Consider the following 25504-nt stretch of genomic DNA (forward strand, 5'->3'; position numbering starts at 1 on the left):
GCGTTCAGGCCGCCAGCCCGAGCGCCGAGGCCGGCCGCACGCTCCAGTGGCTCAGGTGGCGCTGTGCGTTGGACTCCAGCGCCGCGAACTGCCGGGCCACGGCCTGGATCACGGCCGCATCGGCCTGGGCGTCCAGCCCGGCGTAGGGCTGGCCGTGGTAGTCGCCCTGCCAGCACAGCAGGGCCTCCACCGTGCCGTGCTGCGCATGCAGCGCGCGCAGGGTGGCGCATTCGGCATCCTGCGCCGCTTCCGGGTGCTGCAGCGCGTACCACAGGCCCAGGGCCGCGCCCAGCGCCAGGCAGGGCGCCTGCACGCCATGCGCATGCGCGGCCCGCAGGCTGCCGATCACGCGCTCGCCACGCTGCAGCTTGCGCAGCGGGTCGCGCCCCACGCGCGCGCAGGGGTCCTTGAAGGCATGGGCGCAGCGCTGGCGGAAGGTGGCGGCAAAGCCGGCCAGCCGCGGCTGCAGGCCCGGGTGCTGGCGCGCCAGCAGTGGGATCAGCTCATGGTCCAGCAACTGGTCCAGCAGGCTCTGCACGCGCGCGTCGCCCATCGCATGGCCGATGGTGGGATAGCCCAGCAGCGCGGCGTACCAGGCCAGCACCGCGTGCGGGCCGTTCCACAGCCGGTTCTTCAGCGTCTGGATCTCGCCGATGTCGCCCACCGTCTCGACCTGGCACAGGTGCTCCAGCAGGTCGCTGCCCTGCTGGGCGTACAGCGCCATGTCCACTTCGCTGTTGAACAGGATCAGGTGCAGCGGCTCCAGCGCGTTGGCCGGCTCGGCCGCCTCCCGCAGGGTGCTGACGATGGGGGCCAGCGCCTGCGCCTGCTCCGCGCTGATGCCATCGGCCCAGGGCGCGCCGGGCGCGGCGGCCGACGTGGCCAGGGCGCGCCGGCGCGCCATGTTCTTTTCGTACAGGTCGTGCTTGATGCGCAGCTGGCGCAACAGGGCCTCGTCGCTGAGCTTGGTCACGATGCGGGTGACCACCGTTTCGGAGAAATGGGTGCGCTCCAGGATCTGCCTGCACTGGCGCTCGCCCACGCGCTCGCGCAGCGCCTGCGCCACCCGCTGCTGCACGAACTGCGCACCGCCCACCTTGTTGAGCACCACCAGGATGGTGAGCGCGCGGCCCCGGGCCTCGAAGCGTGCGGCCAGGCCGTCGGCGATCACGCCGGCCTGCGGCGCCAGGCCCTGTTCGGGCAGGCACAACGCCACGATCTCGCAGTCGCGGTACATGGCCGACACCGCCGCTGCGTCTGCCGCGTCGATCAGCTGCACATTCGGGATGGTCTGGTCGAAGGCCTCATGGCCGTAGCGCACGCTGTAGTTGCCAAAGGCGTTGACGGCTTCACGCAGCAGCGCGTTGCCGGTGGAGGCGACGATGCGGCCCGGCCGGGTGTAGCCGTCCCAGTGCGAGAAGACCTGCGCGAGGTAGCCGCCGCCCATCGCGCCGAAGCCGTGGATGCCGGCGCACAGCTGATTGACGGCCTGCGGGAAGGCCGTGGCCAGTGCGGGCACGGGCAGCTTGGGTGTGCAGGCCGCCAGGTCCTGCAGAAAGTCCGTGAGGCTGCGGTAGGCCAGAAAAGCGCGCGCCGCCACCTGCGGGCTGGGCGCCTTGATGTCCTCGATCAGCACCGCCAACCCGCCCGCGTCGGCGGCCGAGCGCAGGCCGTTCTCCGAATCCTCGAACATCAGGCTGCGTGCCGGCAGGCTGTTCAGTGCCTCGGCCGCGCGCAGGAAGATCTCGGGGTGGGGCTTGCCCTGCACCACCTCGTCACCGCAGACCGTGATGTCGAAGTACTTGAAGATGTTGGCATTGATCAGGTACTCCTCGGCAATCGCGCGCCGGCTGGAGGTGGCCACGGCCATCTTCAGGCCCGACTTGCGCAGCCGCTCGAGTACCGGCAGCAGGCCACGCTTGATGGGCACGCCGTGGGTGCGCACATGCTGCAGTTCCAGCGCGTCGGCGCGCTGGCGGATCTGCGCATAGGGAAAGTCCTGGCCGTAGTGCTGTTTGGCAAGTTCTTCAGCGCGCTTGGCGCTCAGGCCCAGCGAGCCCAGCAGCACGTCTTCGGTGAAGGGCTTGCCGAACAGTTCTTCGGCGGCCTTGGAAAGCGTCTGAAAGCGCAGGCGCTCCGTGTCGAACATGGTGCCATCCATGTCGAAGATCGCACAATCGATGTCTTTTCCCTTGAAATGGATCATCCGTTGGGGGTTCCGTTGCAGTGCACAAAAAGACATTTTGAAGCACTGAGAACATCCGCTCCCCAATTCCATTGGGTGCGCGCGTGAACTGTGCGTTGCGCTGGGGATCGAAGCGGATGCGTGTTAATCGCGCGCGTTGACAGCCAGTTGATGCGCGAAAACGGTGCATGCCCCGCCGCGCGGCGGGGCATGGCGCCCGGCGCCCTGCGGCGCTCAGAACTTCGCGCGCAGCGCCAAGGTCAGGCGCCGCGGCGAGCCCCAGCGGTAGCCGCTGCTGCCCAGGTACTCGTAGTAGTCGCGGTTGAAGAGGTTGTCCACCTTCAGGCTCAGGTCGGTGCGCGCGTTGATGCGGTAGCCCGCGTTCAGGCTCCACAGCGCGTAGCCGCCCTGCTCGGCGATCACCGTGCGGCCGTTGCCGTACGTGGTGCGGCTCTGGAAGTTCACGCCGCCGCCGATGCTGAAGGCGCTGAGTTCGCCGGGCAGCCGGTAGTGGGTGAACACGCGCAGCAGGTGGCGCGGCGTGATCTCGCTGAAGCCGCGGCCTTCGTTGGCGCTGTCCTTGACGTACTGGGTGTCGTTGTAGGTGTAGCCGGCCGCGATCTGCCAGCTGGGCGTGAGCGCGCCGTTGATCTCCAGCTCCGCGCCCTGGCTGCGCACCTTGCCCGAGGCGATCTTGCAGTACTGCGCGTTGCTGGAGCTGACCGAGTTGGGGCAGGGCGAGGGGCCGTTGACGTCGTCCTGCGCGCGGTTCTTCTGCGTGATGCGGAAGGCCGCGATGGACGCCGTGAGCCGGCCGTCCAGGTACTCGCCCTTCACGCCCGCCTCGTAGTTGGAGCCCACGATGGGCGGCAGCACGCTGCCGCTGGCGTCGATGGCCGCCTGCGGCGCGAAGATGTCGGAGTAGCTCACATAGGCCGTGTGCTGGCGGCCCAGGTCGTAGGTCAGGCCTGCGTAGGGCGTCACGCGCTCCTTGACGGCGTACTTGGTCTGGTTGGTCAGCCGGCCCGTGAGGTTGGAGAAGGTGTTGGCCTCCGACTGGAAGTTGCTCACGCGCACGCCCGCGATCACCTTCAGCGCGTCGGTGATGTTCAGCCGCGTGGTGGCGAACACGCCGGTCTCGCTGTCCTTGTTGAAGCTGCGGCCCGTGCCGTGCCAGTAGTTCAGCGGTGCCCAGGCATGCAGGTCCATGTGGTACAGGAAGGGGCTGATGCTCATCACGTTGGCGCCGGCCCCCCAGGACGACCACGCGCCCGGCATGCTCTGGCGCCGCGCGTTGATGCCCACCACCAGCTCATGCTTGCGTCCCAGCAGCGAGAACGGGCCGCTGGCCGAAAGCTCGCCCGACAACAGGCTCTGGTTGTAGTTGTAGGCGTAGTCGTAGATCGACACCTTGCTGCCGATGTTGGCCAGCGTGCCGGTGGCGAAGGTGCTGACCATGTCCATGCGGTTGTTGGAGCGGCTGGCGATGGCGCGCAGCTTCCACTCGTTGTCGAAGCGGTGCACCAGCTCGGCAAAGACGTTGCGGTTGTCCTTGTCCCAGAAGTTGTAGTCGTCGCCCAGGAAGGTATTGCGCGGCAGGCCCGGGTCGGCGCCGTTGCTCAGGCGCGGCAGGTAGGCCAGCGGCATGGTGTTCTCGCGCTGCAGATGCCCGCCCACGCTCAGCAGGGTGCGCGGTCCCAGGTCGAATTCGAGCACGCCGTAGGCCAGCGCCTTCTCGCCGCGCACCACGGGGAGGTAGGCGCCCGTGCGCTCGTAGGCGGCCACCAGCCGGCCGCGTGCCGTGCCGGCGGCGTTCAGCGGCGTGGAGATGTCGCCCTCCACGCGCCGCCCGCCCCAGCTGCCCACGTTGGCGCCCACCGAGGCCGCGAACTCGGGCAGCGGGCGCTTGCGGATCAGGTTGACCGCGGCCGAGGGGTTGCCCGAGCCCTGCATCAGCCCGGCTGCGCCGCGCAGCACTTCCACGCGGTCGTACATCGCCATGTCGCCCCAGGACTGGGTCACGTAGTTGGGCGCTTCGGCCACGCCGTCGGTCAGATACACGCTGGAGCCGAAGCCGCGCGCGTTGATGGTGGGCCGCGTGTTGCTGTCGCCCGTGTTCATGGTGATGCCGGTGGTGGCGGCGAGCACTTCGCCGAGGTTCGTCAGCCCCTGGTCCTCCATGCGCTGGCGCGTGATCACGGTGACCGACTGCGGCGTCTCGCGCACCGACAGGTTCAGCCGCGTGCCCGTGCTGGTGGAGCGGTTGGTGTAGCGGCCCGTGCCCTCGCTGGAGGGGTTGGCGTCGGCCGTGGCCTCCACGGTCACGGCAGGCAGCGCCGTGCCGGTGGCGGCCGGGGCGTTGCCCTGCTGGGCCTGGGCGAGAAGGGGGAATGCGGCCGCCAGCGCGGCGGCCAGGGCCACGGGGTGGCGATGGGCAGGAAAGGGCATCAGAAGAAGACTCCGGCGTGTGGAAACGCTGTCCGTCCGATGCGATGGCGCGCGCCCGTGGCAGGCCGGGCCTGCGCTGCAGCAGTGGCTGCGCGCGCGCCCTAAGCCCGCGAGAAAGCCGCCATGGCCTGCGGAAAGAAGCGTGGTGCTTGCAAGTCTTCGCAGGCAAGCAACGATGTGGCGGCGGCTATCTCGAACCCGTGCGAAGAAGGTTAAATTATGTCAGCGCGCGGCTCAGTCCGGATACCACTGCCCCAGCAGCCGCGCCACGGCGCGCACGCGCTGCGTGTCGCGGCCCCAGCGTCGGTGGGCCGGCAGGTTGCGCAGCCAGCGCACGCGCCGCGCGGCCAGCGCAATGCGCTCGCGCACGGCCGGGTCGGCCTGCGCCAGCGTGGCGCGCCAGGCCTCGCCCGCACCCTCGGGCTTGGAAGCGCGCAGCGGCAGCGCCGTGGAGTGCAGGTAGCTGAGCCAGTCGCGCGCCTGGCATTCGGCAATCGACAGCGCTTCGCCGGGGTCGTCCTCGAAGTCGATGAAGCCGATCACGCCGTCGGGGCAGTGCATGAGGTTGCGCGCAAAAGCCTGGCTCAGGTAGGCCCCGCGCGCGTGCACGGCCGCGATGGCTTCCAGCCCTTCGCGCCAGGCGGCCAGCAGCGCCACCGGGCCGCTGGCCGCGGCCTGCTCCAGCCGTTCATTGAAGACCGTGGCCGGACGGCCATCGCGACCCAGGTCGGAGATCAGCAGGCCATCGGCCGTCTGTGCCAGCACGCGCGGCACGCGCAGGCCCGATTCGGCCAGCGCGCGCAGGCGCCGCGCTTCGGTGGCAATGGCCGTTTCGCCGCCCAGGTTGGGCACGGGCGTGAGCATGTCCAGCCGCAGGGTGCGCGAGATGAGTGCCAGCAGCTGGTAGCGCAGCCGGCTGTGGCGCGGGCCCGCCTTCTTGAGCCACACGCGTTCGTTGCCGATGCGGTGGCTGGCCACGCCCTGGTCCTGCTGCGGCAGCATGCGGCGCACGAAGGCGACGTAGTCCTCGTGGCCGGGGGCAGGCTCGGCCTGGCTGCCCAGGGCGGCCGGCGTGCTCGCGGGGCCGCGCCTGGCGCTGGGGCTGGCCGGTCGGCGCAGCGGGTTCATGCTTGTCCTCTCACGCCTGCGACGATAGCAGGCTGCGCGGCGCGCGCGCCGCCGCCTCAGGCGGCCACGGCGTGCAGGGCGGAGGTCGCCGAGGGGGCGGCCGGCTGCACCTGGAAGCTGTGCGCGCTGGCCAGCGGCCAGTAGCTGCGGAACACGTTGTGCTGCGCGTCCAGGGCGCCCAGCAGCGCGCCGGGCTGGACCTGCATCACCAGGTGCGAGAGCAGGCGCACTTCGGTGTCGGAGATGCGTCGCACGATGTGGTGGGCCGTGATGCTGCTCGGATGGTCCAGGCCCGCGGCCTGCACCAGCTCCTGCAGCGCATGCAGCGTGCTGCGATGGAAGTTGTGGACGCGGCTGGCCTTGTCGGGCACCACCAGCGCCTGCTGGCGCACCGGGTCCTGCGTGGTCACGCCCGTGGGGCAGTGGCCCGTGTGGCAGCTCTGGGCCTGGATGCAGCCCAGGGCCATCATGAAGCCGCGCGCCGAATTGCACCAGTCGGCGCCCAGCGCCATCATGCGCGCCACGTCGAAGGCCGTGATCACCTTGCCCGCGCAGCCGATCTTCACGCGTGCGCGCAGGTTCACGCCCACCAGCGTGTTGTGCACCAGCCCCAGCCCTTCCTGCAGCGGCACGCCCACGTGGTCGATGAATTCCACGGGCGCCGCGCCGGTGCCGCCCTCGGCCCCGTCGACCACGATGAAATCGGGCGTGATGCCGCTCTCGAGCATGGCCTTGACCAGCGCGAACCATTCCCACGGGTGGCCGATGCACAGCTTGAAGCCCACCGGCTTGCCGCCCGAAAGCTCGCGCAGCCGGGCGATGAAATGCATCATCTCCAGCGGCGTGGAGAAAGCGCTGTGCGAGGCCGGCGAGATGCAGTCCACGCCCACGGGCACGCCGCGCGCGGCCGAGATCTCGGGCGTCACCTTGGGGCCGGGCAGCACGCCGCCATGGCCGGGCTTGGCACCCTGGGAGAGCTTGATCTCGATCATCTTGACCTGCGGCTCGCGCGCGTTGGCGATGAAGCGCGCCTCGTCGAAGCGGCCGCGCTCGTCGCGGCAGCCGAAGTAGCCCGAGCCGATCTCCCAGATCAGATCGCCGCCATGCTCGCGGTGGTAGCGGCTGATCGAGCCCTCGCCCGTGTCGTGCGCGAACTGGCCCAGCCTGGCGCCCAGGTTCAGCGCCAGCACGGCGTTGGCCGACAGCGCGCCGAAGCTCATGGCCGAGATGTTGAACACGCTGGCGCTGTAGGGCTGGGCGCAGTCGGCGCCGATGGTGATGCGGAAGTCGTGGCTGGGAATGCGCGAGGGCTGCAGCGAATGATTGATCCACTCGTAGCCGGCCTGCCCGACGTTGAGCTGCGTGCCGAAGGGGCGGCTGTCGGGATCGCCCTTGGCCCGCTGATAGACAAGCGAGCGCTGCGCGCGCGAGAAGGGCGCGGCTTCGGTGTCGCTTTCGATGAAGTACTGCCGCATCTCGGGCCGGATGAACTCCAGCAGGAAGCGCAGGTGGCCGATGACCGGGTAGTTGCGCAGGATGGCGTGGCGGGTCTGGCGCAGGTCGTGCACGCCGGTGCCCGTGAGCACGGCGAACCCCACCACGCCCAGCCAGGCGCCCCACAGGTGGGGGTGGCGCAGCGCCACCGCCAGGCACACCGCGAGGCCCGCCACGCACAGGCCGAAAGCGGTGTAGCGGGAGACGAACGGGCGCAGCGGGGAGGGCGTCATCGTGTCAGGCTCATGAGGCGCCGCAGGCGCGGCCGAGGCGATGATAGGGCGGACAATAGCGCCCACCATGACAAGCACGCCCGAGAACCCCACCCCTCCCACCGACGCCCTGACGCCGGAAGACTTCGACGCCCTCGACGATGCGCTGGACGCGATGCGCGAGCATGACGAGGACGTGCCGCAGTGGGAGTTCTGCGAGGGCTTCATGACGGCCCTGATCTGCACGCGCCGCGAGGTCGCGCCCGAAGAGTACTGGCCGGCCCTGTTCGGCCCCGACTTCGCGCCGGCCCGGCACATGGAATTCGTCTGGCGCTGGAAGCGCCGCTGGGCCGAGATCCAGACCGCGCTCGATGCGCAGAAGGTCGAATCGCTGGACGACGAGCGCTGCTTCCAGCCCGAATGCCTGGACCTGCGCGGCGCCATCGCGGCCCTGCCCGAGGAAGAGCGCGAGAAGGCGCTCACGGGCGACGGCGACCTGCCGTCCTTCGCGCAGGTGTGGGCGCTGGGTTTTCTGTCCGCGGTCGAGAACTGGTCCGAGGACTGGGCGCCGCCGCGCGACAAGGAAGTGGCCGAGATGCTGGCCGACGGCCTGGAAGCCATCGAGGTGCTGGCCGGCGACGACACCGAGCCGCCCGCGCTGTCGATGTACGACGAGGAAGGCCCGCCCACCGTGAGCGAACAGCGCCTGAACGACTTCGGCGAGGCCATCTGGGCCGTGTACGACCTGCGTCAGCTCTGGCGCAGCCTGGGCCCGCGCGTGCAGGCCCTGCGCAAGGCCGAGGAGCCCGGCCGCAACGACCCCTGCCATTGCGGCAGCGGCAAGAAATACAAGAAGTGCCACGGGGCCTGAGACCGTGAACACGGCCTGAGAACGTCCCTGCGTTCTCAGTGCGCGGCCGCGCGCGCCGAGGCACGGGTTTCGGCGAAGGCGCTGCGGCCCAGCCAGCGCCACAGGTCCCGGGCCTCGCGCGCGGGGCCGATCACCCGCAGCTTGCGCTCGCGCAGCATCTCCTGCGCATCGCAGTCGCCCGTCCAGATCTCGGTCAGCGCCAGCACCGAAGACTCGACGATCAGCGTGACGTCCGTGCCCGGATCGTCGCGGCACAGGTTGGCGTGGCCCTGGTCCACCAGCAGCCACCAGCGCCGCTCGCCTTCGGCCGCATCGGTGAAGAGGAAGTGGATCACGATGCAGCGCCCGGCCGGGCATTCGTCCAGCCGCATGAAGCGGCGTATGTCCCACATCAGGAAGCCGACGTCGAGCTGACCGCGCTTGAGGCGGCTGCCGATCCAGCGCGCGCCCCAGTGGCCCAGCGCCATCACGATCGGCCGAAGCTCCTCGCCGGCACCGGTCAGGTGGTACTGGGCGGAAGTGCCCTGGCCCTGCACGCGCTTGACCACGCCCACCTCCTCCAGCTTGCGCAGCCGCTGCGCGAGCAAGGACGCGGACATGCGCGGCACGCCGCGCCGGATCTCGTTGAACTGGGTGCTGCCGCACATCAGCTCGCGCACCACCAGCGGCGTCCAGCGCTCGCACAGCACCTCGGCGCCGCGGGCCACGGTACAGAACTGGCCGTAATCGATCATGGTGGCGCCAGCCTAACCGCTTCGCGCAGCCGGAACCAGTACAAATTCTGGACTGGAAGCCGCGGCGGCACGCAACGATGCTGTGTCCATCCCAACCCAGAGCTGGAGGCTCACCATGGACACCGCCGTCAATGCCGCATTCGACGCGGCCGCCTACAAAACCACCACCCGCGCCCAATGGCAGGCCGCCGCCGACGCATGGCACCGCTGGGGCGGCTTCATCGGCAGCTGGCTCGGCGAAGCCACCGAGACCATGTTCGACCTGGCCCACATCGGCCCCGGCAGCCGCGTGCTCGACGTGGCGGCGGGCGCGGGCGAGCAGTCGATCTCGGCGGCGCGGCGCGTGGGCCCTGGCGGCCATGTGCTGGCGACCGACATCGCGCCGGCCCTGCTCGAACGCGCCATGGCCGACGCCCGGCAGGCCGGCCTGTCGAACCTGCAGACCCGCGAACTCGATGGCGAGGCGCTGCAGGTGCTGCCACCCGCAAGCTTCGACGCCGCCATCAGCCGCGTCGGCCTGATCTACTTTCCCGACCAGCAGCGCGCGCTGGCCGGCATCTGCCGCGCCCTCAAGCCCGGTGGCAGGGTCGCCGCCGTCGTCTATTCGACGCCCGACAGGAACGGCTTCTTCTCGATCCCGGTCAAGATCATCCGGGAGCGCGCGCAGCTGCCGGCCCCGCTGCCCGGGCAGCCCAGTCCCTTCTCGCTGGGCGCCGACGGTGTGCTCGAAGCGGTCTTCGCGAAGGCCGGCCTGCGCGAGATCGAGGTGCGCCGGGTGCCGTCGCCCGTGAAGCTGCCCTCGGCGGCCGAATGCGTGCGCTTCGAGCGGGAGTCCTTCGGCGCCCTGCACCAGATGATGGTCAAGCTCGACGCGGCTGAAAAGGAAAAGGTCTGGCAGGACATCGAAGAGGCCCTGCGCGCCTTCGAGACCCGCGACGGCTTCGTCGGCCCCTGCGAGATGCTGGTCGGCGTGGGGCGCGTGGCGCAGGCGTAGGCGCTCGCGCGGCGGTGGGGGCATTGCGCCCCCCGTTTGACACCGCTGCAGCCTTGCGCCCCAATGCGCGCATGGACCTCGAACTCGCAGGCAAACACGTTCTCATCACCGGCGGCAGCAGGGGCATCGGCCTGGCCTGTGCCCGCGGCTTCCTGCAGGAGGGCGCCCGGGTCAGCCTGGTGGCGCGCAATCCCGACGCGCTGGCACAGGCGGCGCTCGGTCTGGCGGATGCGCGGGCCGATGCCCACAGCCTGATCGCCACCTTCGCGGTCGACCTGGCCGACCCGCGGGCGACGCTCGCGGCGCTCGATCGCATCGAGCAGGCGCACGGGCCGGTCGATGTGCTCGTGAACTCGGCCGGCGCCGCCCGGCGCACGCCGCCCGACGAGCTGACGGCCGACAAATGGCATGCGGCCATGCAGGCCAAGTACTTCACCTACGTCCACGTCATGGACCCGCTGGTCAAGCGCATGGCTGCGCGTGGCACGGGCGTGATCGTCAACGTGGTGGGCGCCGGCGGCAAGGTGGCCAGCCCCACGCACCTGGCGGGCGGCGCGGCCAATGCGGCGCTGATGCTGGCGAGCACGGGGCTGGCCAATGCCTATGCGGCCCGCGGCGTGCGCGTGAACGTGGTCAACCCCGGCCCGGTTGCCACCGAGCGGCTGCACGAAGGCGCCAAGGCCGAGGCGCAACTGCTGGGCATCAGCCCCGAGGAGGCGCTGGCGCGCGCCAACCGCCGCCAGCCGCTGGGCCGCGTGGCGCAGCCGCGCGAGATCGCCGATGCGGTGCTGTTCCTCGCCTCGGCACGCGCGAGCTACATCACCGGTGCCGTCATCGCCATGGACGGGGCGATGGTGCCGACGGTGGTCTGAAGAAGAACCGCAGCGCGCGGCGCGCGCTGCGTGTCAAATCTTGAAGGCCTGCTGCACCTGCGGCTGCACCAGGTCCACGTACTCGCGGTGCTTGCGGATGTAGCCTGCGATGAACTGGCAGGCGGGGATCACGAATTGGCCGTCGGCGCGCGCGCTGTCCAGCACATGGCGCGCGATGGCCGAGCCCACGCCCCGGCCCTCGTATTCGGGCAGGACTTCGGTGTGGCTGAACAGCACGCCGTTGGCCAACTGGCTGTACTCCACATAGGCCGCCAGCGTGTCGCCATGACGGGCTTCGTAGCGGTGCTCGGCCACGTTGTTCGAAAAGTGCAGGGCGGGAATATCGGTCATCGTCGGTCTCCGGGGCGCGCGCGCATGCGCTCAGCGCAAGGCGGTCGCCTGCAGCAGTTGTACCAGCGTTGCGATGGCATGTTCCACCGTGGCCGCACGCACCGCGGCGCGATCGCCGTCAAAGCGGCGCCGTTCGGTGCGCACCCGGCCATCGAGCTGCCAGCCAAACCACACGGTGCCCACGGGTTTGTCGGGCGAGCCGCCCGTGGGGCCGGCCACGCCCGTCACCGCGATCGCCACCTGCGCGCGTGAGCGGGCCACCGCGCCGCCGGCCATGGCATGGGCCACCGGCTCGCTCACGGCGCCATGGGCCGCGATCAGCGCCGCGTCCACGCCCAGCAGCTCGGTCTTGGCCTCGTTCGAATAGCTGACGAAGCCGCGCTCGAACCAGGCGCTGGACCCCGCCAGGTCGGTGCAGGCGCCGGCGATCAGGCCGCCGGTGCAGCTTTCGGCCGTGGCCAGCATCCAGCCGCGCGACTGCAGCAGTTGCGCCGCGCGGGCCACTAGGCCGGGCACGTCGCGGGTGTCGTCGGCGGCGGCGTCGAAGCTCGCGGAAGAAGAAGACATGGGCAAAGGCCTCACCAGAAGCGCGTGAACAGCGCAATGACCAGCAGCGTGCAGAACGCGGCCACCAGGTCATCGAAGAGGATGCCCCAGCCCGCGCGCCACCAGCGCGGCTGGCCGGGCATGGGCTTGAAGCGCTGGTCGGCCCAGCCCACGGGGCCGGGCTTGGCGGCATCGAAGAAGCGGAACAGCGCGAAGGCCAGCACCTGCGCCACGAAGCCGGCCGGCAGCAGCAGCCACAGCACCAGCCAGAAGGCGATGACCTCGTCCCAGACGATGGCGCCCGGGTCGGCCACGTTCATGTGCCGCGCCGTCACGCTGCAGGCCCACCAGCCGATGGGCAGGCCGGCCACGATCAACCAGCCCAGCGCGGCCGGCGACAGCCACTGCTGCAGCACCAGGAACGCCACCCAGGCCCACAGCGTGCCCGCGGTGCCGGGCGCGATGGGCGACAGGCCCGTGCCCGCGCCCAGCGCGATGAAGTGGGCCGGGTGCGAAAGCAGGAAGCGCGCGTTGGGGCGGCGCGCGGGAGCGGGGATGGAGGCGGCGTCGGTCGTCATGCGGCAGGGCGCCGCAAGGGGCGGTCAGCCCGCGGCGCAAGCCTCGGATGGTATCGGCTCGGGCATGCGGGCCGCGCGGCCGCACAGCCGGGCCACCAGCGCCTGCGCATCGGTCGGCAGTCGCGCGCCGCGCCAGGCCACATGCTGGTCGGCGCGGCACAGCGTCAGCGCATGCGTGTAGGCCTCGGGCAGCGCGTCGCGCGCATCGGCCAGGTCCACCACCGCCAGCGGCATGCCGGCGGCCTCGGCCGCATCGACCAGCGCGCCGACCGGCACCGAGGCATCGCAGCGCAGCAGGGTGTAGCCCGGGCCGAAGGCGTCATACAGCGAGCGGCCATCGGCCAGCCAGAGGTGCGGCGCGCGGCAGCCCGGCACGGTGGAGGGCGTGAAGTCGCCCATCGTGTAGGGCGGCGGGGCTTCGGCCTCGTGCGTGATCAGCGGCGAGCCCGCGTAGTAGTAGCCGAAGTTCAGGCCCGCGCAGCAGAACTGCTGCACGTTCAGGTCATAGGCCTCGCGGCCGACTTCGGCGCGCAGGGCCTCGCCTTGGGCACCTTCGGCCTCGATGTCGGGCGGCACCGCGCGGCGCGCGCGGATCATCTTCTGCGCATGGTCCATCGCGAAGTTCGACACCTGCTCGGTGATGGGCTGGCGCTCGGCTTCGTAGGCGTCGAGCATGGCCGGCGAACCCCAGCCCTGGATGCAGGCGCCCAGCAGCCAGGACAGGTTCAGCGCGTCGGCAATGCCGGCGTTCATGCCGTAGCCCGCATAGGGCACCCACAGGTGCGCGGCATCGCCCGCGATGAAGACCCGGCCTTCGCGAAAGCGCGTGGCCACCAGGCGCCGGCCCACCCAGTCCTCCTTGCTGATGACTTCGTAGTGGAAGTCTTCGCCCACGCCCAGGATGTCGCGGATCGCGCGGTCGCGGTCCACCGAGTCGAACTCGGGCTCCTCGGCGTTCAGGTGGTTGTGGACCAGCCAGGTGCTGTGGCCGTCGATGGCGAACACCGTGCCGCAGCGGTCGGGGTTGACGGCGTAGCAGCACCAGGCCGGTTGGCCCGCAACCCGCGCACCCAGTTCGGGCGCGCGGATGTAGGTGGACTGCACGCGCTGGATCACCGGCGTGCCTTCGAGCCGGGCGCCCATGGCCTTGCGCACGCCCGAGCTGCCGCCGTCGCAGCCGACCAGGTAGCGCGCACGCAGGGTGCGCGTGGCGCCGCCGTCCAGGTCCAGCGCCTGCGCCTGCACGCCGTGCTTGTCTTGCGTGAACTCGGTGACCTGCGTGCGGTTGAGCAGCGTCACGCCCGGCAGGGCCGCCGTGTGTTCCAGCAGGATCGGCTCCAGGTAGATCTGGTTGATGCGGTGCGGCGGCTCGGGCGTGGGCCACCAGCCGTCGGGACCGTCGGTGCGCGTGTAGCGTTCGCGCCGGCTCGGAATGGGAATGCGCGTGAGCTCGGTGCCCGTCATGCGGGTGCGGAACACCACGTCGTTCGGATAGTCCTCGGGCAGGCCGGCGTCGCGCAGCTTCTGCGCCACGCCCAGGCGGCGGAACTGCTCCATCGTGCGCGCCGACACATGGTTGCACTTGACGCTGGGCGGCTGCGCGTACTCGCGCGTCTCTGCGATCAGCACGCGCACCCCGCGCGAGGCCAGGTCCATGGCCAGGGTCAGGCCCACCGGGCCCGCGCCCACGATGATCACGTCGGCCTCAAGGGCCGTTGCTGCTTGGCTGGAAGTCATGGGCGAAAAAGTCAGTCGATCTTGATGTTGGCGCTGCGGATGACCTGGCCCCACTTGCGCGTTTCGGTGTGGATGTAGCGCGAGAACTGGTCGGGGCTGCCGGGCGCCGGCTCCACGCCCAGGTTGCGCATGGCCGTCTGGATCTGCGGGTCCTTCAAGGCCTGGCCGATGCCGGCATTCAGGCGCGTGACGATGGCCGGCGGCGTGCCGGCCGGCGCCACCACGCCGAACCAGCCCACCGCGTCATAGCCGTCGAGCCCCGCCTCGGAGGCCGTGGGCACATCGGGCAGCATGGGCAGCCGCTGCGCGCTGGTCACGGCATAAGCCACCAGCTTGCCAGCCTTGATCTGCTGCAGCGAAGCCGGCAGGTCCACCACGGCCAGCGGCACCTGGTTGGCCAGCACCGCCAGCGCGGCCGGCCCCGAGCCCTTGTAGGGCACGCCCACCAGCTTGATGTTGGCCATCTGCTCGAACAGCGCCGCCGACAGGTGCATGGCCGTGCCGTTGCCGCCATGCGCGATCGACAGGTTGCCGCTCGTGCGCCTGGCCAGCGCGATCAGCTCCTGCAGCGTGCGCGCCTGGAGGCTCGGGTGGCCCACGATCACAAACGGGATGGCCGCCAGCATGCCCACGGGCGCAAAGTCCTTGAGCGGGTCGAAGGGCATGTCGGCATAGAGGCTGCTGTTGGCCGCCAGCGCGCCGGCCGCGCCCACGCCCAGCGTGTAGCCGTCGCCCGGTGCCTTGGCCACCATGCCCAGGCCCACGTTGCCGCCGGCGCCGGGGCGGTTGTCCACCACCACGGGCTGGCCCAGGCTCTCGTTCAGGCGCGGCGTGATCATGCGCACCACTGCGTCGGCGCTGCCGCCGGGCGGGAAGGTCACGACCATGCGCACGGGCTTGTCGGGGTAGCCGGCCTGGCGGCTGGGGTTGGCTGGTGCCTGGGCCGCGGCCATGGCCGCCATGAAGGCGGCCGGCAGCAGTGCCCAGCGGGCCGCACGGGCCCAGGTGCTCTTGTGGCTCATTCGGATCTTCCTTTTTGCGTGTCTCCGGGCGTCATTGGACGTTGCGTCCATTCATCCGTAAATCAAAATATTGCGAACCAAATTTCAGATGACCTGATGAATCCGAACTTCAGCCCCACCATCCGCCAGTTGCGTGCCTTCGTCGCCGTGCACCAACTGCGCAAGCTTGGGGCGGCCGCGCAGCGGCTGTTCGTCACGCAGTCGGCAGTGAGCATGCTGATTCGCCAGCTTGAAGATGGCTTGCAGACGCGGCTGTTCGACCGCAGCACGCGCTCGCTGCAGCCCACCGCGGCGGCACAGGACATGCTGCCCATGGCCGAGCGCATCCTGCGCGACGTGGACGCGCTGAGCACGGGCTTCAGGGAACTGGGCGCGCTCGAGCGCGGCCGCGTGTGCGTAGCCATCACGCCCACGCTGGCGGGCTTCGTCATGCCCGAGGCCGTGCGCCGCTTCAGCCACGAGCACCCGCAGGTGCGGCTGGTGATCGACGACTGCGCGCCCGACCAGTTCGTGGCCCGCGTGCTGGGCGAGCAGGCGGACTTCGGCATCGGCACGCCCGAGCGCCCGGGCGCCGAGGTGGACACGCGCACCCTGCTGCGCGACCACCTGGCCGTGGTGTGCCGCGCCGACCACGCGCTGGCCGTCCGGCGCACGGTGCGCTGGGCCGACCTGGCCGGGCAGCCGCTGATCACGGTGCGCCCAGGCTACGGCATCCGGCCGCTGATCGACGCGACCGCCGGGCGCGCGGGTGTGGCGCTGGAGGTGGTCAACGAGGTGTCATTTCTTTCCACGGCGCTGTGGATGACGGCCAGCGGCATGGGGCCCTCGCTCATGCCTTCGGCCTATGCGCGCGCGGCCAATGACCCCTCGCTGGTGGTGCGGCCGCTGTCGGCGCCGCGCGTCTCGCGCGACGTGATGGTGGTGACCAAGCGCGGCCGTTCGCTGTCGGCGGCCGCGCAGAGCTTTGTCGACACGCTGTCCCGTACGCTGCGGCCGGCCGCTCAGCCGAAGTGATCGAAGGAGGCGAAGCGTTCGTTGGCGATGGCCTGGCCGCGGCCATCGACGATGCGCAGGCCCGGCTCGGCCTCGATGCGGCCGATGCGCGTGGCCGCAGTGCCGCTGGCCTGCGCCGCGGCCAGCACGGCTTCATGCGCAGCGGGCGGCGCGGTGAAGGCCAGTTCGTAATCGTCGCCGCCGGCCAGCGCCAGTTGGCGCCAGCCCGCGGCATCGAGCAGCGCGGGCTGCTGCGCGCGCGCGGCCACGCACTGTGCCGCCGCGTCGGCGTCCAGCGTGGCGCCCACGCCGCTGGCCTTGAGCACATGGCCCAGGTCGCCGGCCAGGCCGTCGCTCAGGTCGATGGCGCTGCTGGCCACACCGCGCAGCGCCAGGCCCAGCGCCACGCGCGGCGTGGGCCCTTCCATGCGCGCACGGGCCGCGGCAAAGACTTCGGACGGCACCTGGGCCGTGCCGCGGAACACTTCCAGTGCCAGCCGCGCATCGCCCAGCGTGCCGCTGACCCACAGCTCGTCGCCGGCACGCGCGCCGCTGCGCAACAGAGCCTGGCCCGCGGGCACTTCGCCGAAGACCGTGATGCAAATGTTCAGCGGCCCGCGCGTGGTGTCGCCGCCCACGAGCTCGCAGCCATGGGCATCGGCCAGCGCGTAGAGCCCCTGCGAGAAGCGCTGCAGCCAGTCGCCGTCCATGGCCGGCAGCGCCAGCGCGAGCGTGAACGCCAGCGGCTTCGCGCCGCAGGCGGCGAGGTCGCTGAGGTTCACTGCGAGCGCCTTGTGGCCCAGGCTCGCCGGGTCCACCGTGCTCAAAAAATGCCGGCCCTCGACCAGCATGTCTGAAGACACGGCAAGCTGCATGCCTGCGGCCGGCGCGAGCAATGCGCAGTCGTCGCCGCCACCCAGCGGCGAGCGCCGCACGGGGCGGCTGAAGTAGCGCGCGATCAGGTCGAATTCGCCCGAAGAAGAGGAAGCCATGGCCCGAGCATAGGCCAGCCGAGGTACGTCGCCTGGCGCATCCCCTGGCTTGCTGCGCCGAGGAAACGGCCAGTAACATTCTGGCCAGGGCAGGGTTGCCTGCGAAGGACCAGAAGGTGCGCGGCGAAGACGTGATCGATGGAGCGATTGCCAAGGCTTATGAGGGCGTGACCTCTTCCGAGCAGTGGTACGCGGCCCTCGACGCCTTCAGGGCCGGTGTGGACGCCACCTTCTTCCACTGGGTGGAGGCCGACCCGCTGGGCCAGCGCGTGACCAACAGCCTGGTCAGCCACGAGGCGCCCGAAGCCAAGGCGCGCGAGTACAACGAACACCACGCGGCCGGTGACTTGCGGCTGCAGGCCGGCCTGGCGCTGCAGCCTGGCCAGTTCATGCTCGACCATGAGCATTTCGACGCCCGCACCCGCAGCCGGCACCCCATCTATGCGCAGTGGCTGCCCTCGGTGGGCCTGTACCACACGCTGGGCATGATGCTGGGGCGCGAAGACACGCATCTGAACTTCTATGCCGCGCTGCGCGAGCACCGCGCGCCGGCCTTCGACGAAAAGGCGCGCCGCTTCGCGCAGCGCGTGGCGCCGCACCTGGCGCGGGCCCAGGGGCTGCGTCATCGGCTGGTCGGGCTCGAAGTCGCGGCCAGCGCCGGCATGGCCGCGCTCGACGCGCTGGGCCATGCGGTGTGGGTGGTGGATGCGGGCTCGCGCGTGCATCAGGCCAACCGGGCCGCTGCGGTGCGCATGCAATCGGGCGCAGCGCTGGACGTGCGCCATGGGCGCCTGTGCATGAGGGAGCCGCAGGCCCAGGCCGCCTGGCTGGCGCAACTGGCGGGCGCCATGGCCGGGCCGCATGCACGTGCAGGCGGCTTCGTGGCGCGCAGTGCGGCGGGCCTGCTGAAATTCACGGTGCTGCCCCTGCATGCAGACCATACGGTCACGCACAGCGCGCCGCAGGCGCTGGCGCTGCTGGTGCTGGCGCCGCCGGCCGGTGCCGATCTGCTGTCGGCCGCGCAGCTGGAGTCGCTGCTCGGGCTGACCCCGACCGAGGCGCGGCTGGCCGTGCACCTGGCGCAGGGCCGCACCATCAAGGACTTCGCGGCCATCGAAGGCGCCAGCTGGCACACGGCGCGCACCCACCTGCGCAACGTGCTGCGCAAGACCGGCAGCAAGCGCCAGCTCGAAGTGGTGACGCTGGTGCGCGGCCTGGCGGGCTGAACACGGGCGGACTGGCGCTACCCCACTTGTGGGATGGGCGAGCAAGGCCGCTGCGGTCTAGGCTCGAGCCTCGTGCCCTGGAGGAGGAGCCGTGTCCCGTACTGCCTGTTGTTCCGGCGCAAGCGCCGCCGTGCTCGCGCTTGCGATGCTTTTGCATGCACCGGCGGTGCAGGCCAACGATCCTACGCTGCTGATCCGCGAAATAGGCCGGGTGCTGGAGCAGGGTGAGCGTGCGAGCCAGCTTCGTCGGCAGCAGGAGGAACAGCGCGAGGCGCAGGAGGCGCGCCAGCGGGCGGCCGAGCGTGCCGAGCGCGAGCGCACGGCGGCGCTGCAGCGCCAGCAGAAGGCCGAACAGGATGCGGCGACCCGCAAGGCCGACGTGGCCGCGATGCAGGCCCCGCCCGAATGGGCCGGGCGCCTCGTGCTGCACCGACGGGCCCTGGAGGCGCCCGAGCCGGCCGCACCGCCGCCGCCGCCCGACCTGGTGGTGGACGCCCGCAGCATCGCCAGCCTGTCGCCCCAGGGGCAATGGCTGGCGTGGGAAAACGCCGCCGGCACGCTGGAGCTGCGAAACCTGCGCGATGGCAGCCAGCGCTCGCTGGGTCGCTCGGCCGGCAAGCACTCGCGCTCGCTGGCCTTCGTGGGCGAGAGCGCGCTGCTGATCTACGACTACGAACAGGGCAGCGAGCTGGTCGACATGCAGGGCAACACGCTGCAGCGCTTCGCCAAGGGCGGCTACTACCCGCAGCCGCGCGTCGAGCCCGGGCCTGTCGCCATCTCGCATGTGAGTGGGCGCGAACCCCTGCGCTGCGATGAGGTGCTCCACTACGACGCCCGGGGCCAGGTGCTGGAGCGCATCCGCGTGCCCGGGGCGGATGCGTGTGCCGCGCGCATCGACGCGCAGGGGCGCACCGAGGTGCTGGTGCATCAGGACGGGCAGTTCACCCGCCATGTGCAGGGGCAGGTGGCCAACCAGTTCGCCGGCGACACCCGCAGCCTGGGCCAGTACGCGCAGCGGGGGCTGCACTGGCTGGGCCAGACGCCCTATGCGGTCAGCGATGTGGGCAACTGGAACAGCAGCACGCACCGGTTCCGGCTCTGGGACACGGTACAGGGCCGGCTGCTGTGCGAGCTGCCCGGCCACATTCTTGGCAGGCCCATTGCCGATGAATCGGGCGAGGTCTACGTGCGCCAGCCGGCGGCCCGCTTGAACGTGCAGGACTGCAGCCTGACGCGCGTGGGCACCGGGCCCGGTGTGCTCACGCTGCTCAAGGAAGGCGCCGTCTTGCATGACTACGAGAGTGGCCGCATCCAGATCTTCGACCGGGCACAGTGGCAGTTGCGGGCCAGCCTCGAGACGCCCTTTCGCAAGGCGGGCGCCACGCCGGGCAACTACTACCCCCACTTCCAGGCCACGCCCGGGGCGCCCGAGCGGGTGCTGCTCAGCGTGGGGTCGGAGGACACGCCGGGCTGGTTCATCGACCTGTCTGCCGGGCGCCTGGTGGCGCAAGTGCCGCCTGGCATGCGCTGGGGCGAGCATCTGCTGCACTACAGCCATGACAGCGCCAACAGTCTGTGGCGCAACAAGGTCTGGCGCTGGCGCGAGCCAGAACCGGCTGCCGCGGGCCTGGGCGATTTCCTCAAGGCCATGCGCAAGGACCGCTACGAAACCACGGCCGAGCATCGCGTGCGCGTGGCCGCCCTGGCGCGGGCGCATTCGCTGACCGTGAAGCTGCACGACTACGACGCAGACCGGGCGCGCTTCACGGCAAGCTGGCGCGAACAGGCGCTGACCCTGCCCATGCCGCCCGCGCAGGCCCGGCGCCTGGACGGCCTGTCAGAGGTGCGGGTGCAGGGCCTGCTGAGCGTGCTGGACGATGACTTCGTCGAGTTGCGCGAGGCCAGCGTGCAGATGCCCGACGGCAGCCTGCAGCGCCTGGCGCTGCCGGCCGGGCCCGCGCCGGCCCGGGTCCGGGCCGCAGCATCCGAACGCGCCGCAACCCCGGCCACGGCAGCGTCCGTACCAGGCTCGGCGGGTGCCGCCACCCCCTTGCCGGCCCTCGCGCGCTCCGCGGCACTGCCTGCCGCTCCCGGCGCCTGCAGCGCCACCATGGCGCATTTGGCCCCGCAACTGCGCGCCTACCGTGCGCCTGCGCTGGCCGAGGCCCGCCAGGCCATCCTGGACCTGCAACCCGCCAAGGTGCTGGGCGACTTGCGACGCAAGGGCGCGACGCAGGCGCAGCTTCAGCAGCAGGCTCAGCAGCTCGAACAATCGGCCCGCGAGGCGGCCACCACGGCTCGCCAGAGCGACGGCGGGGGCAACAGCATCCGGGCCGCCGATGCGGGGCAACTGGCGCTGGACTGGCCCTGCGAAGGCATCCATCCCGCGGCGGTGTGCGCCTATGTGGCGATGCGCTGGGAAGCGCTGGTCATGCAGGAGCTGGCGCGGCAGTGGCCGCAGTGCACGGCCGCTTCGTCCTGAGACCGTGAGTGTTCTGAGGGGCGTGCGCCTCAGTGGCCCCTGAAACGCCGCCCCGCCTGCCGCACCACCTCGGCCAGCAGCCGCTCGCGGCCCTGGCGCTCGCGCAGCCAGCGGGCGTCGTTCTGGCTGGCTTCCACCGAAGTGCGCAGCTGCGTGAAGGCGCGCGTCGCGTTCAGCGTGGCGGCGTGCGATTCGAGCATGGTCATGGTGCGCAGGATGTGCTCGCGCAGCGGCAGGTGGTCGCCCGTGGCCGGGTCCACGTACACGGCTTCCAGGCCGAAGCGGCAGGCCTGGAAGCGGTTGTAGGTGTAGACCAGGTAGTCGTCCTCGCTGGGCATGAAGGGCTGCTCCTGCAGGAAGTACGAGGCCAGGGCCTGCACGTAGCCGGCCAGCGCCGCGGCCCGCTCCACCGTCAGCGGCGTGTCGAAGACGCGGATCTCGATGGTGCCGTACTCGGGCTTGGGCCGGATGTCCCAGTAGAAGTCCTTCATGCTGCGCACCACGCCCGTGCGCGTCATGCGCTCGAAGTAGTGGCCGAACTCCTTCCAGCTCAGCGTGAAGGGCGCGCGGCCCGACAGCGGAAAGGCGAAGACCGAATTCAGCCGCGCCGAATCGAACTGCGTGTCCTGGCCCTGCACGAAGGGCGAGGAGGCCGACAGCGCGATGAAGTGCGGGATGTAGCGGCTCATGCGATGCAGCATGAGCAGTGCCGAATCGGCGTCGGGGCAGCCCACGTGCACGTGCTGGCCGAAGATGGTGAACTGCTTGGAGAGGTAGCCGTAGAGCTGCGACAGTTCCTGGAAGCGCGGCTTGTCGTAGATGCGCCGCTCGTGCCACATCTGGAAGGCATGGGTGCCGCCGCCCAGCACCGCGATGTTGAGCTTGTCGGCGGTTCTGACCAGCGCGTCGCGGATCGGCGTGAGCTGGGCCAGCACCTCTTCGGCCGAGTGGCACACGTCGGTGGAGATCTCGATCATGCTCGAGGTCATCTCGGGCACCACGCTGCCGGGCAGGTCGAACTGGGCCATGCCGCGCAGCATGTCCTCGGCGTAGGGTGCGAGGTCGTAGTCGTGCGTGTTGACCAGTTGCAGCTCGAGTTCCACGCCCAGCGACAGCGCCTTGGAGCTGGAAAAAGGCTCCAGCGGGATCATGCGCGCGTCGGCCTGGCTCAGCACGGCCGGCGGCAGCTCGGCCTCGGGCAGCGGCGCGGTGGAAAAGGGTGAGGTGCTCATCGGGTCGTGTCCTCCGCGGGCGCGGCCTTGAAGGCTTCAGGCGCCCAGGGGCGCGAACTTTCCCTGGCCCCGTACATGGCCACGGTGGCCAGCACGGCGCCGAACACCTCCATCAGCAGGATCGCGGGCAGCGCGATCTGCGTGATCATGGCGCCCAGCAGCGGCGAGGCCAGCACGAAGTTGGAGGTGATCAGCAGCGCGATGGACGACAGCGGCGCCATCGCGCAGCCCATCCACACGGCCTGCTTCCAGCTGGCGCCGCTGCCCGGGCTGGCCAGCGCCACGCCGGCAATTTTTGCCACCGCGCGCACGCCCACCAGCGCCAGCACGGTGGTGGCCACGTGGATGTTCCAGGGCGCCTGCGCGGCCACCATCGAGACCAGCACGAACATCAGCATGGTGATCAGCGAGGCCGCCGTGCCCAACTGGCGCGGCCAGGCCCAGGGGCGCGGCGAAAGCAGCTTGAGCAGCACCCCGCCCAGCAGCGCGGCCAGCGGCGAGGCGCCGCCCAGGTAGGTGGAGACGGCCGCCCCGGCGCCGATGATGGCCAGCAGCAGGATGGAGGTGTTCTCACTGGTCGGGCTCATCACGCGCAGCGCCGAGCGCAGCGCCAGCGCCATCAGCGCGCCCACCACGAAGGACAGGCCCAGCACCACCATCACGGCATGCAGGGTCTGCGTGATGCCCTGCGGGCCGCGCTCGATCCAGCTGGCCTGGGTGTAGCCCAGCACCAGCGCGTACAGCGTGTTGAGCGTGGACAGGGCCAGCGCGCGCTCGGTCACGGGGCCCGAGGCGCGGGTGTCGATGGTCACGCGCATCAGCACCGCGGGCGCCGCGGCCACGGCCATGATGGCCAGCGGCGCGGCCACCGGATGCGGCACATCGAACAGGTGCAGCGTCCAGAACACCGCGAAGTAGGTCAGCGTGGCCTCCACGATGCTCTGCACCAGCACCATGGGGTTGTGGCGGAACCAGTTCAGCGGCAGCCGGCCGCCGGCCTCGAACAGCACGATGGCCACGCCCAGCTCCAGCAGGAACAGCGCCGTGCCCTGCAGCGGCCACAGCGCGCCCTCGAAACCCGCCAGCCCCGCCACCGCGCCCACCACCGAATAGCCCACCACCTTGGGCAGGCCCATGTAGCGCTGCACCAGGTGGCCCACGGCCGCCGCCACCGCCACCAGAAGGGCCCACCAGACGGTGGGCAGCCCGGCGGTGGGGCGGATCCATTCGGCCCAGAAGCCGTTGAGTTCGGGTGGCAGGAAGGGCATGCGTGCGTGGTTGTGGTGGTCTGTCGCGCTTGTCTGGGGCCCGCTAGATGCCGCGCGAGGGAATGAAGAAGCTCAGCGGCCGGTGGCGCCAGCGCGCCCAGATGGCCGCGTGGATGCGCGAGCGCTGCACCTGCCCCACGTTGTGGGCGCGCAGCGCGAGCCGGAAGGCGAAGTAGAAGCTTACGCTGACGTTGATCGCGCCGATCACGGGGATGGCCGCAAGGGCCCACCACAGCGCGGGACTCTGGAGGATAGCCGGCCCCAGCGCGGCCGCCGCGGCGGCGATCTGCCCGGCCGAGAGCGTCACGTGGCGCACATCGAGCCCCAGGCCGAAGAAGGCCGCCACGGGCGGTGCCAGGCCCAGCATCAGGCCCAGCGCCGTGTTCGAGCTCAAACCCGAGATGTTCTGTCGCATGAAAGTGGCCCAGCGGTCGGCACGTGCCTCCCCCAGCAGGCGCACGATGCGGGGGTTGTAACGCAGCGCGGAGTCCAGCCTGTGCAGGACAAAGGCGTTTTCGACCCAGCCCGCGACGATGCTGGCCGAAAAGAGCAGAACGCCCGTGAAGGCCGCGAACAGCGCCGTGGGGCCGGCCAGCGACAGGCTGTGCAGCACCTTGTGCGCGTAGGCCGGCTCGACCATGGCCCGGCCCAGCGTCAGGTGCAGCAGCCCGGCCAGCGCCAGCACCGCGGGCACCACCACCAGCACGTTGCCCAGCACCGCCGCCACCTGCGAGCGCACCAGGTGCGTCACTTCGCTGACGAAGTCCTCGATGGCCGCGTCATCGTGCAGGTCGCGCAGCTTGGCCGCCATGGCGGGTGCGGTCATGGCCGGCTGCTTGGTGGCCAGCGTCAGGTGCAGCAGCTGGATGGCGATGAAGCTGCCCGCGTACATCAGCCCCGCCGCCAGCCCGCCCCAGAAGGCCGACAGGCCCAAGGCCAGCAGCGCGAACTTCATCAGCACCGTGAGGCTGGTCATGGCGCCGCCGCCCGCGGCCTGGCGCAGCATGCGGCCGTAGGCCGCGCGGTCGCGGGTGATGTAGTGCTCGCCGGTTTCGGCGCTGCGCTCGGCCACCTTGGCCGCCAGCAGCGAGGAGTTGCTGGCGATCAGCGCGCGCACGCTGTGGCGCTCGCCGCCGGCGGCGATCAGCCGCGTGATCAGCCGCGCCACGCTGGGGCCGGGCTGGGGCGCGATCAGGCCATCGAGCAGTTCGCGGATGCGCAGGATGCGCTCGCGCAGCTGCCGCAGGCGGAACACCAGGCCCACCGAGATGCCGTTGTCCTCGAAGTGCTCGTACACCGTGGCGGAAGCCGCGCGGCAGGCTTCCAGCCGTTCCCTGAAGGCCGTGAAGGCGGCCTGCAGCGCGGCCTCGTCCACGGGGCTGCGCAGCAGTTCGTGGTGCAGGCGTTCCAGGTCGTTCATCAGCGCATGGAAGGGGCGGGCCTGGCGCGCGGCCTCGCTCATGCGCAGCCGCAGCTCGGGCGAAAAGCCCGCGGCCGCGACCTGGCTGGTGCAGTAGAGCACCGCATCGACCAGCATGTGGCGCCAGCGCGGGGCCTCGCCCGTGCCGGCCGCGGGTTCGGGCTCGCGCAGCAGCGTGCCGATGCGCGCGAGCTGGCGTTCGGGCAGCAGCGCGATCCAGCGCGCGTCGAACTCGCCGGGCAGCACCAGCCGGAACAGCTCGTTGGCGTCGGCCGTCTCGGGCGTGCCGGGCAGCAGCTTGCGGCGCAGGCGCAGCGCCAGCTCGCTGACGAAGGCGGTGCGCGGCGCGAAGCCGTGGTCGGCCAGCAGCGCCGTGAGGTCCACCTCGCGCGTGAAGCGGTCCCACCAGCGGCGCACGCGCGGGCCCAGCTCGGGGCGGCTTTCCAGCGCGTCCAGCAGCAGCTCCACGCGGCCCGCCGCAGCCTCGGGCGCCTTGCCGTCGCCGCGGATCCAGTCGAACAGCCCGATCAGCCACAGGTGGCGCCGGGCCAGGCTGGCCTCGGGGTCGATCTGGCTCAGCAGGCTGGAAAGGTCGCGCGCGGCGGCGGGCATGGCTCGGCAGGGCTCCTGAAGAAGAGGGCGGGAAAAAGACCCGGAAGAACAAGGCGGCAGGCCCCTGGCCGGCCACGGCCCTCGGCAGGGGCCTCAGAACGGGTTCA

The 25504-nt window shown here is 71.0% G+C and carries 20 protein-coding genes; 6 read left to right on the forward strand and 14 right to left on the reverse strand.

The genetic code is table 11. The features are described 5' to 3' along the window. Positions 1-4 precede the first annotated feature (4 nt). The 4 genes from mtlD to PGB34_RS20260 form a co-directional block, all read right to left on the reverse strand. Positions 5-2206, reverse strand: a complete 2202-nt coding sequence (gene mtlD, locus PGB34_RS20245; protein WP_271429920.1) for a bifunctional mannitol-1-phosphate dehydrogenase/phosphatase — start codon at positions 2204-2206, stop codon at positions 5-7. 213 nt (positions 2207-2419) lie between these two features. Continuing rightward, positions 2420-4633, reverse strand: a complete 2214-nt coding sequence (locus PGB34_RS20250; protein WP_271429921.1) for a TonB-dependent siderophore receptor — start codon at positions 4631-4633, stop codon at positions 2420-2422. Positions 4634-4867: 234 nt separating this feature from the next. Then, complete coding sequence (locus tag PGB34_RS20255; protein WP_271429922.1) at positions 4868-5761, reverse strand: BUD32 family EKC/KEOPS complex subunit; 894 nt, start codon at positions 5759-5761, stop codon at positions 4868-4870. A gap of 56 nt (positions 5762-5817) precedes the next feature. Continuing rightward, the gene (locus PGB34_RS20260) at positions 5818-7488 is read right to left on the reverse strand and encodes an FMN-binding glutamate synthase family protein (protein WP_271429923.1); all 1671 of its coding nucleotides are present in this window, start codon (positions 7486-7488) and stop codon (positions 5818-5820) included. 67 nt (positions 7489-7555) lie between these two features. On the opposite strand from PGB34_RS20260, the gene PGB34_RS20265 reads away from it, so the two are divergent. Further along, positions 7556-8338, forward strand: coding sequence for a YecA/YgfB family protein (locus PGB34_RS20265; RefSeq protein WP_271429924.1), 783 nt, complete (start codon positions 7556-7558; stop codon positions 8336-8338). Positions 8339-8373: 35 nt separating this feature from the next. Here the strand turns inward: PGB34_RS20265 and PGB34_RS20270 are convergent, their stop codons facing one another. Beyond that, positions 8374-9072, reverse strand: a complete 699-nt coding sequence (locus PGB34_RS20270) for a winged helix-turn-helix transcriptional regulator (protein WP_271429925.1) — start codon at positions 9070-9072, stop codon at positions 8374-8376. 115 nt (positions 9073-9187) lie between these two features. Between PGB34_RS20270 and PGB34_RS20275 the strand changes: the two genes are divergently transcribed. Together PGB34_RS20275 and PGB34_RS20280 are read left to right on the forward strand one after the other, a co-directional pair. Continuing rightward, complete coding sequence (locus PGB34_RS20275; protein ID WP_271429926.1) at positions 9188-10066, forward strand: class I SAM-dependent methyltransferase; 879 nt, start codon at positions 9188-9190, stop codon at positions 10064-10066. A 71-nt stretch (positions 10067-10137) separates the two neighbouring features. Continuing rightward, on the forward strand, positions 10138-10938 hold the full coding sequence (locus PGB34_RS20280; protein ID WP_271429927.1) for an SDR family oxidoreductase: 801 nt from the start codon (positions 10138-10140) through the stop codon (positions 10936-10938). A gap of 33 nt (positions 10939-10971) precedes the next feature. Here the strand turns inward: PGB34_RS20280 and PGB34_RS20285 are convergent, their stop codons facing one another. The 5 genes from PGB34_RS20285 to PGB34_RS20305 are packed head-to-tail and all read right to left on the reverse strand — an operon-like array spanning position 10972 to position 15172. Next, a complete protein-coding gene (locus PGB34_RS20285) occupies positions 10972-11289 on the reverse strand; it encodes a GNAT family N-acetyltransferase (protein ID WP_271429928.1) in 318 nt (105 codons plus the stop codon). Between the two features lie 30 nt (positions 11290-11319). Beyond that, positions 11320-11856 carry a CinA family protein gene (locus PGB34_RS20290; RefSeq protein ID WP_271429929.1) on the reverse strand — a complete coding sequence of 179 codons (537 nt, stop codon included), beginning with the start codon at positions 11854-11856 and terminating at the stop codon, positions 11320-11322. An 11-nt stretch (positions 11857-11867) separates the two neighbouring features. Next, positions 11868-12413, reverse strand: coding sequence for a phosphatidylglycerophosphatase A family protein (locus tag PGB34_RS20295; RefSeq protein ID WP_271429930.1), 546 nt, complete (start codon positions 12411-12413; stop codon positions 11868-11870). Between the two features lie 24 nt (positions 12414-12437). After that, positions 12438-14150 carry an FAD-dependent oxidoreductase gene (locus PGB34_RS20300; RefSeq protein WP_271429931.1) on the reverse strand — a complete coding sequence of 571 codons (1713 nt, stop codon included), beginning with the start codon at positions 14148-14150 and terminating at the stop codon, positions 12438-12440. A gap of 11 nt (positions 14151-14161) precedes the next feature. Further along, complete coding sequence (locus PGB34_RS20305; protein WP_271429932.1) at positions 14162-15172, reverse strand: Bug family tripartite tricarboxylate transporter substrate binding protein; 1011 nt, start codon at positions 15170-15172, stop codon at positions 14162-14164. A 96-nt stretch (positions 15173-15268) separates the two neighbouring features. On the opposite strand from PGB34_RS20305, the gene PGB34_RS20310 reads away from it, so the two are divergent. Then, positions 15269-16186, forward strand: coding sequence for a LysR family transcriptional regulator (locus PGB34_RS20310; protein ID WP_271429933.1), 918 nt, complete (start codon positions 15269-15271; stop codon positions 16184-16186). On the opposite strand, the gene thiL is transcribed toward PGB34_RS20310, so the two are convergent. Then, positions 16174-17157 carry a thiamine-phosphate kinase gene (gene thiL / locus PGB34_RS20315; protein ID WP_271429934.1) on the reverse strand — a complete coding sequence of 328 codons (984 nt, stop codon included), beginning with the start codon at positions 17155-17157 and terminating at the stop codon, positions 16174-16176. The two genes, PGB34_RS20310 and thiL, sit on opposite strands and share 13 nt — an antisense overlap. Positions 17158-17252: 95 nt before the next feature. On the opposite strand from thiL, the gene PGB34_RS20320 reads away from it, so the two are divergent. Together PGB34_RS20320 and PGB34_RS20325 are read left to right on the forward strand one after the other, a co-directional pair. Then, on the forward strand, positions 17253-18383 hold the full coding sequence (locus PGB34_RS20320; RefSeq protein WP_271429935.1) for a helix-turn-helix transcriptional regulator: 1131 nt from the start codon (positions 17253-17255) through the stop codon (positions 18381-18383). Positions 18384-18474: 91 nt separating this feature from the next. Beyond that, positions 18475-20865, forward strand: coding sequence for a hypothetical protein (locus tag PGB34_RS20325; protein ID WP_271429936.1), 2391 nt, complete (start codon positions 18475-18477; stop codon positions 20863-20865). 29 nt (positions 20866-20894) lie between these two features. Here PGB34_RS20325 and PGB34_RS20330 read toward each other — a convergent pair whose 3' ends face one another. From PGB34_RS20330 to PGB34_RS20340, 3 genes are all read right to left on the reverse strand, one after another. Next, the gene (locus PGB34_RS20330; protein WP_271430007.1) at positions 20895-22013 is read right to left on the reverse strand and encodes a YbdK family carboxylate-amine ligase; all 1119 of its coding nucleotides are present in this window, start codon (positions 22011-22013) and stop codon (positions 20895-20897) included. Between the two features lie 80 nt (positions 22014-22093). Further along, a complete protein-coding gene (locus tag PGB34_RS20335) occupies positions 22094-23365 on the reverse strand; it encodes a cation:proton antiporter (protein ID WP_271429937.1) in 1272 nt (423 codons plus the stop codon). Positions 23366-23408: 43 nt separating this feature from the next. Continuing rightward, positions 23409-25397 (reverse strand): site-specific recombinase, encoded by a 1989-nt coding sequence (locus PGB34_RS20340; protein ID WP_271429938.1) that lies wholly within the window; start codon positions 25395-25397, stop codon positions 23409-23411. Between the last annotated feature and the right edge of the window lie 107 nt (positions 25398-25504).

The organism is Xenophilus arseniciresistens (genome assembly GCF_028023875.1).
GTDB classification, from domain to species: Bacteria; Pseudomonadota; Gammaproteobacteria; order Burkholderiales; family Burkholderiaceae_C; genus Xenophilus; species Xenophilus arseniciresistens.

Bases quoted from the DNA above. Each gene is read 5' to 3' on its own strand.
- mtlD (WP_271429920.1), bottom strand. From the start codon at position 2,206: ATGATCCATTTCAAGGGAAAAGACATCGATTGTGCGATCTTCGACATG.
- PGB34_RS20250 (WP_271429921.1), bottom strand. From the start codon at position 4,633: ATGCCCTTTCCTGCCCATCGCCACCCCGTGGCCCTGGCCGCCGCGCTG.
- PGB34_RS20255 (WP_271429922.1), bottom strand. From the start codon at position 5,761: ATGAACCCGCTGCGCCGACCGGCCAGCCCCAGCGCCAGGCGCGGCCCC.
- PGB34_RS20260 (WP_271429923.1), bottom strand. From the start codon at position 7,488: ATGACGCCCTCCCCGCTGCGCCCGTTCGTCTCCCGCTACACCGCTTTC.
- PGB34_RS20265 (WP_271429924.1), top strand. From the start codon at position 7,556: ATGACAAGCACGCCCGAGAACCCCACCCCTCCCACCGACGCCCTGACG.
- PGB34_RS20270 (WP_271429925.1), bottom strand. From the start codon at position 9,072: ATGATCGATTACGGCCAGTTCTGTACCGTGGCCCGCGGCGCCGAGGTG.
- PGB34_RS20275 (WP_271429926.1), top strand. From the start codon at position 9,188: ATGGACACCGCCGTCAATGCCGCATTCGACGCGGCCGCCTACAAAACC.
- PGB34_RS20280 (WP_271429927.1), top strand. From the start codon at position 10,138: ATGGACCTCGAACTCGCAGGCAAACACGTTCTCATCACCGGCGGCAGC.
- PGB34_RS20285 (WP_271429928.1), bottom strand. From the start codon at position 11,289: ATGACCGATATTCCCGCCCTGCACTTTTCGAACAACGTGGCCGAGCAC.
- PGB34_RS20290 (WP_271429929.1), bottom strand. From the start codon at position 11,856: ATGTCTTCTTCTTCCGCGAGCTTCGACGCCGCCGCCGACGACACCCGC.
- PGB34_RS20295 (WP_271429930.1), bottom strand. From the start codon at position 12,413: ATGACGACCGACGCCGCCTCCATCCCCGCTCCCGCGCGCCGCCCCAAC.
- PGB34_RS20300 (WP_271429931.1), bottom strand. From the start codon at position 14,150: ATGACTTCCAGCCAAGCAGCAACGGCCCTTGAGGCCGACGTGATCATC.
- PGB34_RS20305 (WP_271429932.1), bottom strand. From the start codon at position 15,172: ATGAGCCACAAGAGCACCTGGGCCCGTGCGGCCCGCTGGGCACTGCTG.
- PGB34_RS20310 (WP_271429933.1), top strand. From the start codon at position 15,269: ATGAATCCGAACTTCAGCCCCACCATCCGCCAGTTGCGTGCCTTCGTC.
- thiL (WP_271429934.1), bottom strand. From the start codon at position 17,157: ATGGCTTCCTCTTCTTCGGGCGAATTCGACCTGATCGCGCGCTACTTC.
- PGB34_RS20335 (WP_271429937.1), bottom strand. From the start codon at position 23,365: ATGCCCTTCCTGCCACCCGAACTCAACGGCTTCTGGGCCGAATGGATC.
- PGB34_RS20340 (WP_271429938.1), bottom strand. From the start codon at position 25,397: ATGCCCGCCGCCGCGCGCGACCTTTCCAGCCTGCTGAGCCAGATCGAC.